This window comes from Flavobacterium sp. CG_9.10, assembly GCF_015752245.1.
GTDB lineage: Bacteria > Bacteroidota > Bacteroidia > Flavobacteriales > Flavobacteriaceae > Flavobacterium.
This window is the reverse complement of sequence record NZ_JADOVD010000006.1, coordinates 97,671-115,675: the sequence shown is the minus strand read 5'-3', so window position 1 is coordinate 115,675 and position 18,005 is coordinate 97,671. Positions and strand designations below refer to the sequence as shown.

The following is an 18,005-nucleotide window of genomic DNA, read 5'->3' as shown; positions in this document are numbered from 1 at the left end:
TGCCATACGTATACATGCCAGCGCCATCTGGTCGTGTTTCTATAAAATATTCATAATTAGAGGTTAAGTTTTCTCAATAATGTTTTACTTCAATCCATTGCGGATTATTTTCCCTTTGAATATATACTTTAAAATTATTTTGAGAAATTAGGAGATTGAAATCATTTATCTCGATATTGGAATACCATATAGGCAACCAAACTTTATTTTGAAAAATAATTTCGTTCGAGTTATTTGATATGGACTCAATTGTAAATCGCACAATGTCTTTAGCAATTAATCCATTGTCATAAGATACTGTTAACTCAAATTCATATACTCCTTTCTCCAGATTGCTAACTTTTGTTTTTATGGAGTTTGGATTCTCTATGGTATAACTGGTTGGACCTGTTTTTTTTGACCATTGAATTTTTGCATTATCCATATTGATTATTTCACTATGTGTTCCTCTTACGAAAAAATACCCACTTAATATTAATTGTCTGTAGCTTGATGATAAGATTGCTTGTACATCTTCTCCTGCTGTAACAGTTAGAGTTGCATTTTGAGTAGTAGGTGTAGGTGGAGATGAGGGGGATGGAGAAGGAACAGGAATTGGAGTTGATGTAATTCGAGAATTTTCTAATGGAGCGTCATTTGAACAGCTGTTACTAATAAACAGTACGACTACGCATACCAAAAGCCGGTAATAAATTGACCTTTTCATAATAAAAAAGATTTAGATGTGTGCAATAAGTTCTAATTTCTATTAAATGTAGGTTATCAATTTTGGGGTTTTCAGGATCGGATTTAGTTCATTTCGCTGGGATGTTAATCATTAATTTTTTTAAAAGTCAATAAGATTTTATCTTTTTTAAAAACCTAGATTTCAAATATTCCTAATCAAAAAGTTTCATATTAAAATTACGAAATATTTTTTTTGAGATTCTTAAATCTCTATTAAATTGTGTCGATGGACCAATATAAAAATAATCCTGCAAGTGTGCTTTGATTGGTGAAAAGTCCTCCAGATGGTGCAAGCGCAATTGATTGCAAACATTAGTGCTAGCATTCTGCTCGTACTCTCAACCACAATTAAAAAAACAAAAAACCCAACTGGCGCTCGTTTGTCTTAATCTCTGGTGCTTGCCTGCGGCGAGTACCTATTTACCTTGTTAAGACAAATCGTAGCGTTTGCAACGCGGATATTTAAGATGAAGGAACTTGTAAAACTCTATAAAAAAAGATACTCAGGGAAGTTATACTCCAATCGTAACCCAGATGAGTGGGATATGTAAGCGGTACGATAGCCCCGACCGCTAGGATATGTCAACGTTTCTATCGCGGAATTGCAATCCGTGCCCGTAAACACTGACAATACAAAACAGATTAAAACAAGAAACCACTTCATGGGAAGTGGTTTCTTATTTTTAACATCGAAAAATAGCCAATTTTATTTATTTGGTTTTATCAACAGTACATTTTTGTATTTTTTTCTAATGTCAATTAGATTGTGTTCGGCTTCCATACGAGTTTTGAAATTACCAACCCAAACTTTATAATTTGGCGTATTGAAAACTATAGTTCCGTCAGTGTCAGTGAATTCTTGTTTAAATCCTTTCAGAGTTTTCTTTGCGTTTTCGCTGTCTCCACTATAAATTTGGATTTTGTAAAGGTCATTTGCGGAGATTGAAACGTTTAGTTTTCGCTTTTCGTTGAGTAATTGCTCAAATTTCGGGTCTTGATTTATGGTTACATTTCGATCTTGAGCTTGTATACAACTAGAAGTGATTACTAAACCTACGGTATAAAAAAAGACTTGTTTAATAGCTAAAATTCTCATAATGTGATTGTTTTTATGCAAAAATAGTGTTTATAGAATAAAACGAAATATTAATTATTATTTAGAATTGATATAAATTGAATTTAAGACTATTTTAAGGTTTTGTGAATAGTTCTTAAGTCGTATTTTTGTGCAAGTTTTAAAGAATGTATTAGTTTTTTCTCAATGTATTATTAGAAAAAACCGTACCAATTTTAGTAGATAATCATTATACTATATGAAAAAGGTGGGTAACCATAATTCGATCTCAAGAAAATTATATTTAAGCTTAGGGCTTACTTTAGTTTTCTCTTTAGCATCAATTGCACAAACTGCGGCTCCGGCTGCAGCAACACCAGCACCTGCGGCAACTGCTGCTGTGTCAGGTGGTGATCCTGTAAAGGGAAAAGAACTTTTTAATGCGAATTGCGCAGCATGTCATAAGTTAGATGCTAAGGCAACAGGGCCTATGTTAAGAGGCATAGCTGCAAAATACGAAAAGGCTTGGTTTTATAAATGGATTCATAATAGTTCCGATTTAATTAAATCAGGTGATGCGCAAGCTGTAAAGGTTTACGAAGAAAATAATAAGTCAGTAATGACTGCTTTTCCTCAATTGTCTGAAGCGGATATTGATAATATCATTGCTTATACATCTGAGCCTAAAGTAGAAGCTGCTGCTCCTATTGGAACTGCATCAGTACCTGGTACAGCTGCTCCAGAAAGCGCTATTTCGAATAATGTTATTCTTGGTGCTTTAGGTTTAGTGATGGCTATGCTGATTGTTATGTTGTTCTTGGTGAATAAAGTTTTGACCAAAGTAGCTAAGGCTAATGGAATTGAAGTGGCTCCAAAAGAACCAACAATGCCAATTTGGAAAGCATTTGCAAGAAATCAATTTTTAGTTTTGGTAACTTCCATATTTTTACTTTTAACGGGAGCATATCTTGTTTATGGGTTTCTAATGCAAATAGGAGTAGATCAAAATTACGAACCTATTCAGCCAATTCATTATTCGCACAGAATACATGCAGGTAGTAATGGTATTAATTGTAAATATTGTCACTCTTCTGCTAGAGTTAGTAAGCATTCAGGAATTCCTTCTTTGAATGTTTGTATGAATTGCCACAAGAATATTGCGGAAGTTTCTGATACGACTGCTACTCCGGAATATTCAAAAGCTTTTTATGATGGTGAAATTCAAAAACTTTACAAAGCAGTGGGTTGGGATCAATCAACACAAAAATATACGGGTAAAACCGAGCCTGTAAAATGGATTCGTATTCACAATTTGCCTGATTTTGTTTATTTTAATCATGCACAGCACGTAGCTGTTGGAGGTATCGAATGTCAAACTTGTCATGGTCCTGTTCAGACTTATGAAATAATGAAACAATTTTCTCCACTTACAATGGGTTGGTGTATTAATTGCCACAGAAAGACGGAAGTCAAAATGGAAGGCAATGAGTATTATACTAAAATTCATGAAGAGCTTTCTAAAAAATACGGTGTAGACAAATTGACTGCAGCGCAAATGGGTGGTCTGGAATGCGGTAAATGCCACTATTAATCAAATTATTAAGATTTTAATATTTATATATGTCATCAAACAAAAAATACTGGAAAAGTGTTGAAGAACTAGACGAAAATAGTTCTATTGTTGAGGCGCTTAGAAATAACGAATTTGTTGAAGAAATTCCTACTGATGAATTTTTAGGAAATAAAGATGCGTTGTCATCTTCTTCTACAACACGTCGTGATTTTCTAAAGTACGTTGGGTTTAGTACTGCGGCAGCTACGCTTGCAGCTTGTGAAGGGCCAGTACATAAGTCTATACCTTATGTTCTGCAACCAGAACAAATCATTCCTGGAGTAGCAGATTATTATGCGACTTCTGTTTTTGATGGTTTTGATTTTGCTAATCTTTTAGTAAAAACACGTGAAGGGCGTCCTATTAAAATAGATAACAACACTATTGCAGGAGCTAAATTTGCTGCCAATGCTAGGATTCATGCGTCAATATTGTCATTGTATGACAGTATGCGTTTGAAAGAACCTAAAATTGAAGGTAAAAATGCAACTTGGTCTGCTGTTGATTCAAAAATAAAATCTAGTGTAGCTGATGCTAAAGCAAAAGGTGGTCAAGTAGTATTGTTAACTAATACTCTGGCAAGTCCTTCAACTGAAAAGTTGGTTGCTGATTTTATTTCTAAAAATCCAAATGCTAAACACGTCGTTTACGATGCGGTTTCTTCTTCGGAAGCATTAGATGCTTTTGAAACAGTTTATGGAGAAAGAGCTTTAGTTGATTATGATTTTTCAAAAGCTTCACTTATCGTTTCTGTAGGTGCTGATTTTCTTGGAGACTGGCAAGGTGGAGGATATGATTCAGGTTATGCTCAAGGTAGAATTCCGAAAAACGGAAAAATGTCTCGTCATTTCCAATTAGAATCAAATATGACTTTATCGGGTGCTGCTGCTGATAAGCGTTTTGCAATGTCAACTGCAAATCAAAAACAAGCACTTGTACTTATATACAATATCATTACTGGTTCTTCTGCAGCGGTAAGTTTAGATAGTAAATTTAATGCTGAAGTTACTAAGGCGGCTCAACAGTTAAAAGCTGCTGGTTCAAAAGGAGTTTTAGTTTCTGGAATTCAAGATAAAAACGCCCAATTATTAGTTTTAGCAATCAATCAAGTATTGGCTAGTGAAGCTTTTAGTACTTTGGGAACAAGACAGATTAGAAAAGGTTCAAACGAGAAAGTGACTCAATTGATTAATGATATGAAAGCGGGAAGCGTTCATACTTTAATTATGAGTGGCGTTAATCCTGTTTATACCCTAGCGGATAGTAAAGTCTTTGCTGATGCACTTAAAAAAGTTAAAACATCAGTTAATTTCTCTTTAAAAGAAGATGAAACTGCTTTATTAACTACAATTGCTGCTCCGGCTCCACATTATTTAGAGTCTTGGGGAGATTTAAGTTTGACAAAAGGTTCTTATAGTATAACACAGCCTACAATTCGTCCGTTATTCAACACAAAACAATTTCAAGAAATTTTATTGTCTTTGAATGGTGTTGCTGGTTCTTTTTACGATTATGTAAAAGGAAATGCTTTGACAATCGTTGCTGGTTCAACTTGGAATAAGGTATTACACGACGGTGTTTTTGTTGGTGCTATACCATCAGCTTCCGCCGGTTCTGCTGATTATTCTGCTGCTGCAAATGCTTTGGCAGGGTCAAAAGCTGCTCAATCTTTTGAATTAGTGTTGTACACTAAAACTGGATTGGGTGATGGACAACAAGCTAATAACCCTTGGTTACAAGAATTACCAGATCCAATAACAAGAGTTTCTTGGGATAATTATGTTACTGTTTCGAATGCTGATGCTAAGAAATTAGGATTGTCAAATGAAATTGTTGCTAATGGTGGTTTGAATGGAAGTTATGCTACTATCACAACTGCTGACGGTTTGAAACTAGAAAATGTACCGGTTATTGTTCAACCAGGACAAGCTGTAGGTACAGTAGGTTTAGCTTTAGGTTATGGTCGTAAAGCGGCTTTAAAAGAAGAAATGCAAGTAGGTTTAAATGCTTACTCATTATATAAAGGCTTTAATGATGTACAATCTGTATCAATAGCTAAAGCAGATGGTGAACATGAATTTGCTTGTGTTCAAGGCCAAAAAACATTAATGGGAAGAGGGGATATCATTAAAGAAACTACTTTAGAGATATTCAATACAAAAGATGCTGAATTTTGGAACGAGCAACCAATGGTATCTTTAGACCACAAAGAAGTTGCCGCTACATCTGTAGATTTATGGGGTTCATTTGATCGTTCTACTGGACATCATTTTAATTTATCTATTGACTTAAACGCTTGTACTGGATGTGGTGCTTGTGTAATTGCTTGTCATGCCGAAAATAACGTTCCAGTTGTTGGAAAAGCAGAGGTAAGAAGAAGTCGCGATATGCACTGGTTGCGTATTGACAGATACTATTCTTCTGAAAGTACATTTGCAGGAGATAACGAAAGAAAAGAGAATATTGCAGGTTTGTCTAGTTCATTGTCTACATTCAATGAAATGGAAAAAGCAGGGGATAATCCACAAGTTTCTTTTCAACCTGTAATGTGTCAGCATTGTAATCATGCACCTTGTGAAACAGTTTGTCCTGTGGCAGCTACCTCACACGGTCGTCAAGGTCAAAACCAAATGGCTTATAACAGATGTGTTGGTACGCGTTACTGTGCTAATAACTGTCCTTATAAAGTACGTCGTTTTAACTGGTTCTTATATAATAAAAACAGTGAATTCGATTATCACATGAATGACGATTTAGGACGTATGGTGTTAAATCCAGATGTTAACGTTCGTTCTCGTGGTGTGATGGAAAAATGTTCTATGTGTATTCAAATGACACAAGCAACAATTTTAAATGCAAAAAGAGAAGGAAGACCTATCGTTGATGGTGAATTCCAAACTGCATGTTCAAATGCTTGTTCTACTGGAGCAATGAAATTTGGAGATGTGAATGATACAGAAAGTGAAGTAACTAAGTTAGCTGCGGATGAAAGAATGTATCACTTATTAGAACATGTTGGAACAAAACCTAATGTGATTTATCATGTTAAAGTTAGAAATACCTAGTACAAAAATTATTAATTAAGAAACAATATAAAGGATTATGTCGTCTCACTACGAAGCAACCATTAGAAAACCTTTAGTTATAGGTGATAAATCTTATCACGACGTAACAGTAGATGTAGCTGCACCTGTAGAAGGTAAAGCAAACAAACATTGGTGGATTGTATTTACAATCGCATTAACCGCGTTCCTTTGGGGACTAGGTTGTATCATTTACACCGTATCTACAGGTATAGGAACATGGGGATTAAATAAAACTGTTGGTTGGGCTTGGGATATCACGAACTTCGTTTGGTGGGTTGGTATTGGTCACGCAGGAACCTTAATTTCTGCTGTATTATTACTTTTCCGTCAACGATGGAGAATGGCCATTAACCGTTCTGCGGAAGCAATGACTATTTTCTCTGTAATCCAAGCAGGTTTATTTCCAATTATTCACATGGGTCGTCCATGGTTAGCGTATTGGGTTTTACCTATCCCGAATCAATTTGGTTCACTTTGGGTAAACTTTAACTCGCCATTACTTTGGGATGTATTTGCAATTTCTACGTACCTTTCAGTATCATTAGTTTTCTGGTGGACTGGTTTATTACCTGATTTTGCTATGCTACGTGATAGAGCAATTACTCCTTTCAATAAGCGCATCTATTCAATATTAAGTTTTGGATGGAGCGGAAGAGCAAAAGACTGGCAACGTTTCGAAGAAGTTTCTTTGGTACTTGCAGGCTTAGCAACTCCACTTGTACTTTCTGTGCATACTATTGTATCGATGGATTTTGCTACTTCAGTAATACCGGGATGGCATACTACAATTTTCCCTCCATATTTTGTTGCTGGCGCCGTTTTCTCTGGATTTGCAATGGTAAATACCTTGCTTATTATTATGAGGAAAGTTTCTAATCTTGAAGCATACATTACCATTCAACATATCGAATTGATGAACATCGTAATTATGATTACAGGTTCTATTGTTGGTGTTGCTTATATTACGGAGCTTTTTATCGCTTGGTATTCTGGGGTTGAATACGAACAATATGCTTTCTTGAACAGAGCTACCGGACCTTACTGGTGGGCGTACTGGTCAATGATGACTTGTAATGTTTTCTCTCCACAATTCATGTGGTTCAAAAAATTAAGAACAAGTATTATGTTCTCTTTTATAATTTCAATTGTTGTAAATATTGGAATGTGGTTTGAAAGATTTGTAATTATCGTAACTTCGTTACATAGAGATTATTTACCATCTTCTTGGACAATGTTCTCACCTACATTTGTAGATATTGGAATTTTCATTGGTACAATAGGTTTCTTCTTTGTTTTGTTTTTGTTATATTCTAGAACATTCCCAGTGATAGCTCAAGCGGAAGTAAAAACAATTTTAAAAGGAACAGGAGATAATCACAAAAGACAAAGAGAAGCAAATAAAGATTTACATCATGAGTAATAAAGTAATATACGCCATTTATAATGACGATGATATTTTGATGGATGCCGTTAAGAAAACTAGGGCAGCTCATTATCATATTGAAGAAGTTTTTTCTCCATTCCCTGTTCACGGATTGGACAAAGCTATGGGACTTGCTCCTACAAGATTAGCCATTTGTGCTTTCATTTATGGATTGATTGGTTTGTCATTTGGAACCTGGATGATGAACTATATCATGATACAAGATTGGCCTCAAGATATTGGTGGAAAACCAAGCTTTAGTTATATTGATAACATGCCTGCTTTTGTGCCAATTATGTTTGAAGAAACTGTATTTTTCGCAGCTCACTTAATGGTTATTACTTTTTATATGAGAAGTAAATTGTGGCCTTTTAAAGCAGCTGAAAATCCAGATGTTAGAACTACAGATGACCATTTTTTAATGGAAGTTGCTGTGCATGATAATGAAAGTGAACTAGTTTCCTTTTTTGAAAGCACAGGAGCAGTAGAAGTAAAAGTAATTGTAAAGAATTAATTGTCGATATGAAAAGTCTATATAAAATAACATTTTTAGTTTGTATTACTATTTTAGTTTCGTCTTGTCATGATAATTCGAGGCCTAATTACCAATACATGCCAAATATGTACGAAGCCGTAAGTTATGAAACTTACCAAGAATCGAATGCATTTAAGAACGGTAAAGAAGGTCAACTTCCTCCGGTTGGAACAATAAATAGAGGTTTTGAACCTTATGATTATGAAAATTCAACTGCTGGGTACGATTTAGCTAAAGCTAACTTACAGTCACCTTTGGATTCAATTTCTGAAAAGGATTCTGATAAATCTAAAGAGTTGTACGAGATATATTGTGCAATTTGTCACGGTAACGAGGGTAATGGTAAAGGGAAGTTGGTAACACAAGGTAAATATTTAGGTGTTCCTAGCTACAAAGACAGGGTAATAACTGAAGGAAGTGTTTTTCATGTTCAAACTTATGGTTTGAATTCAATGGGTTCTTATGCTAATCAATTGAATTCGCATGAACGTTGGTTAGTAGCTTCTTACGTTATTAATCTGAAATCAAAATTATAATTGTTGAACAAACTGATCGTAATAGATATGTATACATTTTCAAGTAAATTAAAAACATTCTCTTTTGTCTTAATGGCCGTTGGTCTATTAGGAATAGGATATGGTTTTTTAACTGCACCAAAAGATATTCAAGAAGTAGAAAAAATTCTTGCTGCTGAAACTCATGGAGGTCATGGTGAAGCAAAACATGAAGTCTCAATTCCCGCAGGAGAGGCTCATGCTGAAATGGGAAAAACCAATGAAGTTAAAGAGGCAGCTGAACATAAAGAACACGCTGAACATGTTTTGCATCAATTGCAAAATAAACCTTGGGCTTCGATATATGTTGCTTGTATTTTCTTTATGTTGCTTTCAATGGGAGTTTTAGCTTTCTATGCAATACAACAAGTGGCGCAGGCAGGTTGGTCCCCAGTTTTGTTTAGAGTAATGCAGGGTATAACTGCTTATTTACCGGTGGGTTCTGTTATTTTTTTTATAATACTTATTATTTGTGGCTTAAATATTTTCCACTCAAACAGTCTGTTTATATGGTTAGACCCTGAAGTTGTTGCACATGATAAAATCATAGCTAATAAATCAGGATATTTAAACTTTCCTTTTTGGATTATTAGAGCAGCGATCTTTTTAGGTGGTTGGAATGTATATCGCTATTTTTCAAGAAAAAATTGTTTGGCACAAGATGAAGCATCTGATGATCTTTGGTACAAAAAGAATTTTAAAATGTCAGCGGCATTTCTTGTTTTCTTTATAGTTACTGAGTCTATCATGTCTTGGGATTGGATTATGTCAATAGACCCGCATTGGTCAAGTACCTTGTTTGGATGGTATGTTTTTGCTAGTTTCTTTGTTAGTGGAATTACAATGATTACAATGGTTTCTCTATACTTAAAATCAAGAGGTTATTTAGAGTATGTAAATACCAGTCATATTCATGATTTAGCGAAATTTATGTTTGGTATCAGCGTTTTTTGGACCTACTTATGGTTTTCACAATTCATGTTGATTTGGTATGCTAATATTCCAGAAGAGATCACCTATTTTGTAACTAGAATACAATTATATAATCTTCCGTTTTTTGGTGCTGTTGTTATGAATTTCTTGTTTCCTATTTTGATTTTGATAAATACTGATTTCAAAAGGATTACATGGATTTTAGTAATGGCTGGTACAGTGATTTTATTAGGACATTATATAGATTTCTTCAATATGATTATGCCTGGAACAGTTGGTGACAGATGGTTTATTGGTGTATCAGAAATTGCATCCGTGTTTTTCTTCCTTGGATTATTTATTTATGTTGTATTCACAGCATTAACTAAGGCGCCTTTGTTACCAAAAAGAAATCCATTTATAGAAGAGAGTAAACATTTTCATTATTAATATTTAAAATAAGTAAACAGATGACAAGTTTGTTGGTAATTATAGTTTTAGTTTTATTAGCCGTTGCTTTATGGCAATTGACGAAGATATTTGATCTTACTCAAGTAGGAACATATTCGGACAATTCTCAAATAGCGAACGATGATGATAATAATGTTCAGGGTTATTTGATGTTTGGTTTTTTAGCTTTCCTTTATATTTTTACAATTTACGGATTGTTTAAATGGGGACCATTAGTTCTTCATACTCCTGCTTCAGCTCATGGTGGACAAGTGGATAATTTAATGAATATTACATGGGTTCTTATATTTACTGTTCAGGCAATAACTCAAGCATTATTATATTATTTTTCCTTTAAATATAGAGGTACAAAAGATTTAAAAGCATTGTATTTCGCTGATAATAACAGATTGGAAGCATTATGGAGTGTTATTCCTGCTGTAGTTCTTGCTGGTTTAATCCTATATGGTCTTTATGCTTGGACAAATATCATGTTTATTGATGATGAAGAAGATACTGTTGTTATTGAATTGTATGCACAACAATTTAATTGGACTGCACGATATGCCGGTAATGATAATGTTTTAGGTAAAGCTAACGTTAGACTGATAGAAGGGGTTAATACTCTTGGTGTTGATTTAGCAGATCCTTATTCGCAAGATGATGTTGTTGTTAAGGAACTGCATATTCCTAAAGGTAAAAAAATTCATTTCAAAATGCGTTCTCAAGATGTACTGCATTCAGCTTATATGCCTTATTTTAGAGCGCAAATGAACTGTGTGCCAGGGATGGTAACTGAATTTGCTTACACACCTATCTACACAACTGAAGAATACAGAGAATTACCCTATATGGTAGAGAAAGTTGCAAATATTAATGCTATAAGAGCTAAGAAAAGTATTGATCTTGTTGCAAAAGGTGAAACGGCGCTTGACCCTTATTCTTTTGATTTTTTATTGCTTTGTAATAAAATATGTGGAGCTTCTCATTACAACATGCAAATGAAAGTAATTGTAGATACCCCAGAAGATTATAGAAAGTGGTTAAAAGAAAAAGCTACGTTAGTACAAGAAGTTAAAACAGCTAAAACTCCTGTTGCTCCTGTTGATGGCGCTAAAGGAGTAGATTCTACTAAAGGTAAGGATACTGCAGCAGCTGTTGTTAAAATAGCAATGAAATAATTATTAAGAAAATTTAAAGTAAACGTATATGTCAGCAGAAGCTCACGGTCACGGACACGATCTAGAACACGAACACCATCATAAAGAGACTTTCATTACTAAATATATTTTTAGTATTGATCATAAAATGATTTCCAAGCAATACCTGATTACTGGTATTATTATGGGTGTTATAGGTATTATGATGTCTATGCTTTTTAGAATGCAATTAGCTTGGCCAGAACAATCATTTAAAATATTTAACGTATTATTGGGTGATAAATTTGCTCCTAATGGAGTTATGGCAAATGATATTTACTTAGCATTAGTAACGATACATGGTACCATTATGGTTTTCTTTGTATTGACTGCTGGTTTAAGTGGAACTTTCAGTAATTTATTAATTCCACTTCAAATTGGGGCGAGAGATATGGCTTCTGGATTCATGAATATGATATCGTATTGGATGTTCTTTTTGTCAGCGGTAATTATGTTGTGTTCGTTATTCGTTGAAGCTGGTCCTGCATCATCTGGATGGACAATTTATCCTCCTTTAAGTGCATTACCACAGGCTATTCCTGGTTCTGGTATGGGAATGACACTTTGGTTAGTGTCTATGGCAATATTCATTGCATCTTCTTTAATGGGATCTTTGAATTATATCGTTACGGTTATTAATCTTAGAACTAAAGGGATGTCTATGACTAGACTTCCATTAACAATTTGGACTTTTTTCGTAACTGCTATAATAGGTGTTGTTTCGTTTCCTGTTTTGTTATCAGCAGCTCTATTGTTAATTTTTGATAGAAGTTTTGGAACATCTTTCTTCTTGTCTGATATCTACATTGCTGGAGAAGTATTGCATTATCAAGGTGGTTCACCTGTATTATTTGAACACTTATTTTGGTTCTTAGGTCACCCAGAGGTTTATATCGTAATTTTACCTGCAATGGGAATTGTATCTGAAGTTATGGCAACTAATTCTCGTAAACCAATTTTTGGTTACAGAGCGATGATTATGTCCGTTTTGGCGATTGCATTTTTATCTACAATAGTTTGGGGACACCATATGTTTATATCAGGAATGAATCCATTTCTAGGTTCAGTATTTACTTTTACAACCTTATTGATTGCTATTCCTTCAGCGGTAAAAGCTTTTAACTGGATTACGACTTTATGGAAAGGTAATTTGCAATTAAATCCTGCGATGTTATTTTCTATTGGAATGGTTTCTACCTTTATCACTGGTGGTTTAACAGGAATTATTCTTGGAGATAGTACTTTAGATATCAATGTACATGATACTTATTTTGTTGTAGCTCACTTCCACTTAGTAATGGGTATTTCTGCACTTTACGGAATGTTTGCTGGTGTTTATCACTGGTTTCCTAGAATGTACGGAAGAATGATGAATAAAAACTTAGGATATGTTCACTTTTGGGTATCTGCAATCACTGCTTATGGTGTATTTTTCCCAATGCACTTCATAGGGTTAGCAGGTTTACCAAGACGTTATTATACGAATACTAACTTTCCATTATTTGATGATTTACAAAACGTAAACGTTCTAATAACAACATTTGCCTTAATTGGAGGTGTTTTTCAATTGGTTTTCTTGTACAACTTTTTCAGTAGTATTTTCTACGGTAAAAAATCAGTTCAGAATCCTTGGAAATCTACTACGCTGGAGTGGACTGCCCCAGTAGAACATATCCATGGTAACTGGCCAGGAGAAATTCCGGAAGTGCACCGTTGGCCTTACGACTACAGTAATCCTGCACACGATGTGGATTTCGTTCCTCAAAATGTACCGATGAAAGAAGGTGAAGAAGTTTTGCACCACTAAAAAATATTTAAAAGCCTCTGCGAAAGTAGAGGCTTTTTTTGTGATCTTTTTCTATTAGCTCTTCTTTTTATAACTTGATTTCTTTCATTTTTTTAACTTTTTCATGCATTTATAATATATAATTTATAATTCAAAATTGCTTTGCTATCTTTGTTAAATGAATGAAAATTTAGATCCAACTACTGACGGTTATAATTCTGAAGAACTTGATCTTGAAAAAAGATTAAGGCCACTTTCTTTCGATGATTTTGCAGGTCAAGACCAAATATTAGAAAATTTAAAGGTTTTTGTGCAAGCGGCAAATCAAAGAAATGAAGCACTAGATCATACGCTTTTTCATGGACCTCCAGGTTTAGGAAAAACTACCTTGGCTAATATACTTGCCAATGAATTAAATGTGGGTATCAAAATCACTTCAGGACCCGTTTTGGACAAGCCAGGAGATCTTGCTGGTTTATTGACTAATCTTGAGGAAAGAGATGTTTTGTTTATAGATGAAATTCATCGATTAAGCCCTATCGTTGAAGAATATTTATATTCGGCAATGGAGGATTTCAAAATAGATATTATGATTGAATCTGGACCTAACGCAAGAACGGTTCAAATCAATCTAAATCCTTTTACCTTAATTGGCGCAACAACACGATCCGGCTTGTTAACAGCTCCTATGAGAGCTCGTTTCGGAATCGCTTCGCGTCTGCAATATTATACAACTGAATTACTGACTACGATTGTCGAAAGAAGCGCCAGTATCTTTAAAATGCCTATTTCGATGGAAGCCGCTATCGAAATTGCAGGACGAAGTAGAGGAACTCCACGTATCGCTAACGCTTTGCTGCGCCGCGTTCGTGATTTTGCGCAAATCAAAGGCAATGGAACTATCGACATTGAAATTGCTCGGTATGCACTAAAAGCGCTTAATGTGGATGCTCATGGCTTAGATGAAATGGACAATAAAATACTGACGACCATAATAGATAAATTTAAAGGCGGACCGGTTGGCTTATCAACTTTGGCAACAGCCGTATCCGAAAGTAGTGAGACCATCGAGGAAGTATATGAACCTTTCTTGATTCAAGAAGGTTTTATCATGAGAACACCCAGAGGACGAGAAGTTACTGATAAAGCGTATAAACATTTAGGGAAAATAAAAACCAATATTCAAGGTGGTTTATTTTAGTTTTTAGGAGCTTTTTCCTGCTATTCGCTTCAATCTTTTTCTCCTCGCAAGGGCGAGTCAAAAAAGGATTTCCACTTCTATCAGGGCTATTTTTCAGGGATTATTAACTTTATATTTTTATCATCGATAATAAATCAAAATACACACAATTTATAAAATCCGAAGCTCAACGTCTCGGATTTTTGTCTTGTGGTATTTCTAAGGCTGAGTTTTTAGAACAAGAAGCTCCAAGGTTAGAAAATTGGTTAAAAAATAATAGGAATGGAGAAATGTCCTATATGGAAAATCATTTTGACAAGCGGCTAAATCCAACCCTGCTTGTTGATGATGGCAAGAGTGTAATATCACTGCTATTAAATTATTATCCCGACCAACTTCAATCCGGAAATGTCGGAAGCGATTCCTATAAAATTTCAAAATATGCTTATGGACAGGATTACCATTTTGTAATCAAGGAAAAATTAAAAGAATTGCTGTTTTCTATTCAGGAAACCATAGGGGATGTTTCTGGACGTGCATTTGTGGATTCGGCACCAGTGCTTGATAAGGCCTGGGCGGCTAAAGGTGGCCTAGGATGGATAGGAAAAAATAGTAATTTATTAACTCAAAAAGTAGGGTCCTTTTACTTCATTGCGGAGCTGATTATTGACTTAGATTTAGAATATGATAATGCCACAACAGATCATTGCGGAACTTGTACGGCTTGTATCGACGCGTGCCCTACAGAAGCCATCGTTGCGCCATACATTGTTGATGGTAGTAAATGCATCTCCTATTTCACCATCGAACTAAAAGAGAATATTCCACAAGAGATGAAAGGAAAGTTCAATGATTGGGCTTTTGGCTGCGATATATGCCAAGATGTTTGTCCATGGAATAAATTTTCAAAAGCACATAATGAACCTTTATTTAATCCAAATCCAGAACTGCTTTCCATGACTAAAAAAGATTGGAAAGAAATCACCGAAGAAACTTTTAGAGTAGTTTTTAAAGATTCCCCTTTAAAAAGAGCAAAATTTTCAGGTTTGAAAAGAAACATTGATTTTCTGCAATGATAGCAAATGATATCAATGGAATACTTAGGAGAAATTTGATGTTCATTATTTTCTAACGGAGGACTCTCTAATAACTGTACTAGTATCTAATTCAATAGTTTTTGGGCTAAAAGGAATTCCTTCCTTATGACATATCATTTCTTCCATTAATAGGTTAAAAGATGCTACACCCATTTCGTGGCTAGGTTGCTCCACGCTGCTTAGTTTTGGGGTAAGTACTTGCGACATAAACCAATTGCTAAAGCCTATTACGGCGACTTGATCAGGAACTTTTATGCCGTTATTATTAAAATAGGTTAATACACCAACAGCAACTAAATCAGTAATGGCAAAAATTCCGTCGACATCTGGGTTGTCTTTCATTATTTGTTTGGCAAACTCAAGTCCTTCTTCAAAATTTACTTTTTCACAAGTATAAACTAATTTTGAATCGAAAGGAATGTTATTTTTTTCTAAAGCTTTCTTATATCCAATATAGCGGTCTATGGAATTTTGCGGGTTTAAAGGACCTCGAATGTTAGCGATTTTTTTACAGCCAGCATCTATTAAATGTTGAACGGCGTTGAACGCTGCCTTCTGATCATCAATTATTACTTTAGAGCAGGAAATTAATTTGTTGATTTTATCAAACATAACAAAAGGAATGTTTCTATTAATTATTTCCTTTATATGGTCATCATTATTGGATTCGTTAGAAAGTGACATGATAATACCATCAACTCTTTTGTTAATAAGTAGTTCAACTTGTTTTTTTTCTAAGGCTAATGATTCATTGGATTGTAAAATGATAACTAAGTAACCGTTTTTTTCTGCTTCATCAATAATTGCATTAACTACATTCGAAAAAAAATGGTGCACTACTTCGGGAATAATTAAACCAATAGTTTTGGATTCTTTTGTTCTTAAATTTACGGCAAAGCTATTTGGAGTATAATGTAGCGTTTGAGCAAGATCAATAACGGCTTTTTTAGTTTTTGCACTAACATCTGGATAGTTTTTCAAAGCTTTTGAAACAGTTGTAATTGAAATGCCTAATTCCGTCGCAATTTCTTTTAGAGTAATGTCTTTCATCAATTGAATTTCTACTTATTTAATATTAGAAAAATATTTTGCAATAAACTGGCTGTTTTTATCTCACTAAAAGTATAATTTATATTTATGACAAAATGCGTTTACCTTAAAATATTCTTTACCAAGGTATTAATTTTAATCTTATTTTTAAAGAATTTAATAAAATAAACAAATTAATCGAGAGTAGTTAAATGAGAGAGAAAGTGCTTCATTTCAATATTTTTTACGTAGACTCTCTTTCAATTATACTTGTTTCCAGTTCAATTACTTGGAACGTTATAGGTTCTTTGCTCTTTTTTAGACTTATTTCATCAAATAAAATGGAGGCAGATTTCTTTCCAATTTCAAATGCTGGCTGATCAATTGTGCTGAGTTTTGGAGTGATAATAGAGGACATAAACCAATTGCTAAATCCAAAAACAGCTACTTGTTTTGGAATTTCGATACCAACTTCATTAAAATATTTAATGATTCCAATGGCAACTAAGTCTGTAACGGCAAATATGGCGTCAATTTCCGGATGTTCAGCTATTGCTTTTTTAGCATTTTCGTACCCATCTTCTAGATCCGTATTGTTATCACATAAGAACACGAGTGAGGAATCGTAGATAATGTTGTTGTCCTCAAGTGCTTTTTTGTAACCTAAAAAACGATCAATAGAATTTTGAGGCATGTAAGACCCTCGGAAGTGTGCAATTTTTTTATATCCTTTTTTTATAAGATAGCATACCGCATCGTAAGCAGCTTTTTTATCATTTATGCTGACTTTAGAGCATTTGACTATTTTAGCAATTTTATCAAAAAGCACCAGTGGAGTATCATGGGCATGAACAGATTTTAAGTGATCAAATTCCCCAGTTTCATTGGATAATGACATTAATATTCCGTCAACTCTTTTACTTAATAACAGTTCAATTTGTTTTTTCTCTAGTTCATATTTTTCATTTGATTGTAAAATAATAACCAGATAATTCCTTTTCTCCGCTTCTTCAAGAATTCCTTCAATTACATGTGAAAAAAAATCGTGCATGACAGTCGGTATAATTAAACCTATAGTTTTAGACTCTTTAGTTCTTAGATTTACTGCAAAGCTATTGGGCGTATAATGTAAGGTTGTTGCTAAATCTACAACCGCCTTTTTTGTTTTTGGGCTAACATCAGGATAATTTTTAAGTGCCTTTGAAACGGTTGTAATAGAGATTCCAAGTTCAGTGGCAATCTGCTTAAGAGTGGTGTCTTTCATGAATGCCAAAATTTTAAAGTAAAAAACTGTTTCTTCCAAACAAACTTACAATTTTAATTTGTAAATCGATTCGTAAAAAACAGTTTAGCTTTAAATAT

Annotated in this window: 14 protein-coding genes; 10 read left to right on the top strand and 4 right to left on the bottom strand. The window is 34.3% G+C overall.

Annotated features, from left to right (window positions below):
* Positions 1-73: 73 nt before the first annotated feature.
* Entirely contained in the window at positions 74-706 is a 633-nt protein-coding gene (locus IWX84_RS06850; RefSeq protein ID WP_196849993.1) for a PKD domain-containing protein, read from the bottom strand.
* Between the two features lie 726 nt (positions 707-1,432).
* Positions 1,433-1,822 carry an SPOR domain-containing protein gene (locus IWX84_RS06845; protein WP_196849992.1) on the bottom strand — a complete coding sequence of 130 codons (390 nt, stop codon included), beginning with the start codon at positions 1,820-1,822 and terminating at the stop codon, positions 1,433-1,435.
* Positions 1,823-2,039: 217 nt separating this feature from the next.
* On the opposite strand from IWX84_RS06845, the gene IWX84_RS06840 reads away from it, so the two are divergent.
* The 10 genes from IWX84_RS06840 (at position 2,040) to queG (ending at position 15,593) form a co-directional block, all read left to right on the top strand.
* Positions 2,040-3,371, top strand: coding sequence for a c-type cytochrome (locus IWX84_RS06840; protein ID WP_196849991.1), 1,332 nt, complete (start codon positions 2,040-2,042; stop codon positions 3,369-3,371).
* Between the two features lie 29 nt (positions 3,372-3,400).
* On the top strand, positions 3,401-6,457 hold the full coding sequence (locus IWX84_RS06835) for a TAT-variant-translocated molybdopterin oxidoreductase (protein ID WP_196849990.1): 3,057 nt from the start codon (positions 3,401-3,403) through the stop codon (positions 6,455-6,457).
* Between the two features lie 37 nt (positions 6,458-6,494).
* Positions 6,495-7,898 (top strand): NrfD/PsrC family molybdoenzyme membrane anchor subunit, encoded by a 1,404-nt coding sequence (nrfD, locus tag IWX84_RS06830; RefSeq protein WP_196849989.1) that lies wholly within the window; start codon positions 6,495-6,497, stop codon positions 7,896-7,898.
* Entirely contained in the window at positions 7,891-8,415 is a 525-nt protein-coding gene (locus tag IWX84_RS06825; protein ID WP_196849988.1) for a DUF3341 domain-containing protein, read from the top strand. Before nrfD ends, IWX84_RS06825 begins: the two co-directional genes overlap by 8 nt.
* A gap of 8 nt (positions 8,416-8,423) precedes the next feature.
* Entirely contained in the window at positions 8,424-8,972 is a 549-nt protein-coding gene (locus IWX84_RS06820; protein WP_196849987.1) for a c-type cytochrome, read from the top strand.
* 27 nt (positions 8,973-8,999) lie between these two features.
* Positions 9,000-10,352, top strand: coding sequence for a quinol:cytochrome C oxidoreductase (locus IWX84_RS06815; RefSeq protein WP_196849986.1), 1,353 nt, complete (start codon positions 9,000-9,002; stop codon positions 10,350-10,352).
* A 20-nt stretch (positions 10,353-10,372) separates the two neighbouring features.
* Complete coding sequence (locus IWX84_RS06810) at positions 10,373-11,533, top strand: cytochrome c oxidase subunit II (protein WP_196849985.1); 1,161 nt, start codon at positions 10,373-10,375, stop codon at positions 11,531-11,533.
* Positions 11,534-11,561: 28 nt separating this feature from the next.
* Positions 11,562-13,358: a cbb3-type cytochrome c oxidase subunit I gene (locus tag IWX84_RS06805; RefSeq protein ID WP_196849984.1), complete on the top strand. Its 1,797-nt coding sequence runs from the start codon at positions 11,562-11,564 to the stop codon at positions 13,356-13,358.
* Between the two features lie 157 nt (positions 13,359-13,515).
* On the top strand, positions 13,516-14,538 hold the full coding sequence (gene ruvB, locus IWX84_RS06800; RefSeq protein WP_196849983.1) for a Holliday junction branch migration DNA helicase RuvB: 1,023 nt from the start codon (positions 13,516-13,518) through the stop codon (positions 14,536-14,538).
* 119 nt (positions 14,539-14,657) lie between these two features.
* A complete protein-coding gene (gene queG / locus IWX84_RS06795; protein ID WP_196850086.1) occupies positions 14,658-15,593 on the top strand; it encodes a tRNA epoxyqueuosine(34) reductase QueG in 936 nt (311 codons plus the stop codon).
* A 45-nt stretch (positions 15,594-15,638) separates the two neighbouring features.
* On the opposite strand, the gene IWX84_RS06790 is transcribed toward queG, so the two are convergent.
* Both IWX84_RS06790 and IWX84_RS06785 read right to left on the bottom strand, forming a co-directional pair.
* Complete coding sequence (locus IWX84_RS06790; protein WP_196849982.1) at positions 15,639-16,664, bottom strand: LacI family DNA-binding transcriptional regulator; 1,026 nt, start codon at positions 16,662-16,664, stop codon at positions 15,639-15,641.
* A gap of 223 nt (positions 16,665-16,887) precedes the next feature.
* Positions 16,888-17,907 (bottom strand): LacI family DNA-binding transcriptional regulator, encoded by a 1,020-nt coding sequence (locus IWX84_RS06785; RefSeq protein WP_196849981.1) that lies wholly within the window; start codon positions 17,905-17,907, stop codon positions 16,888-16,890.
* Positions 17,908-18,005: the final 98 nt, after the last annotated feature.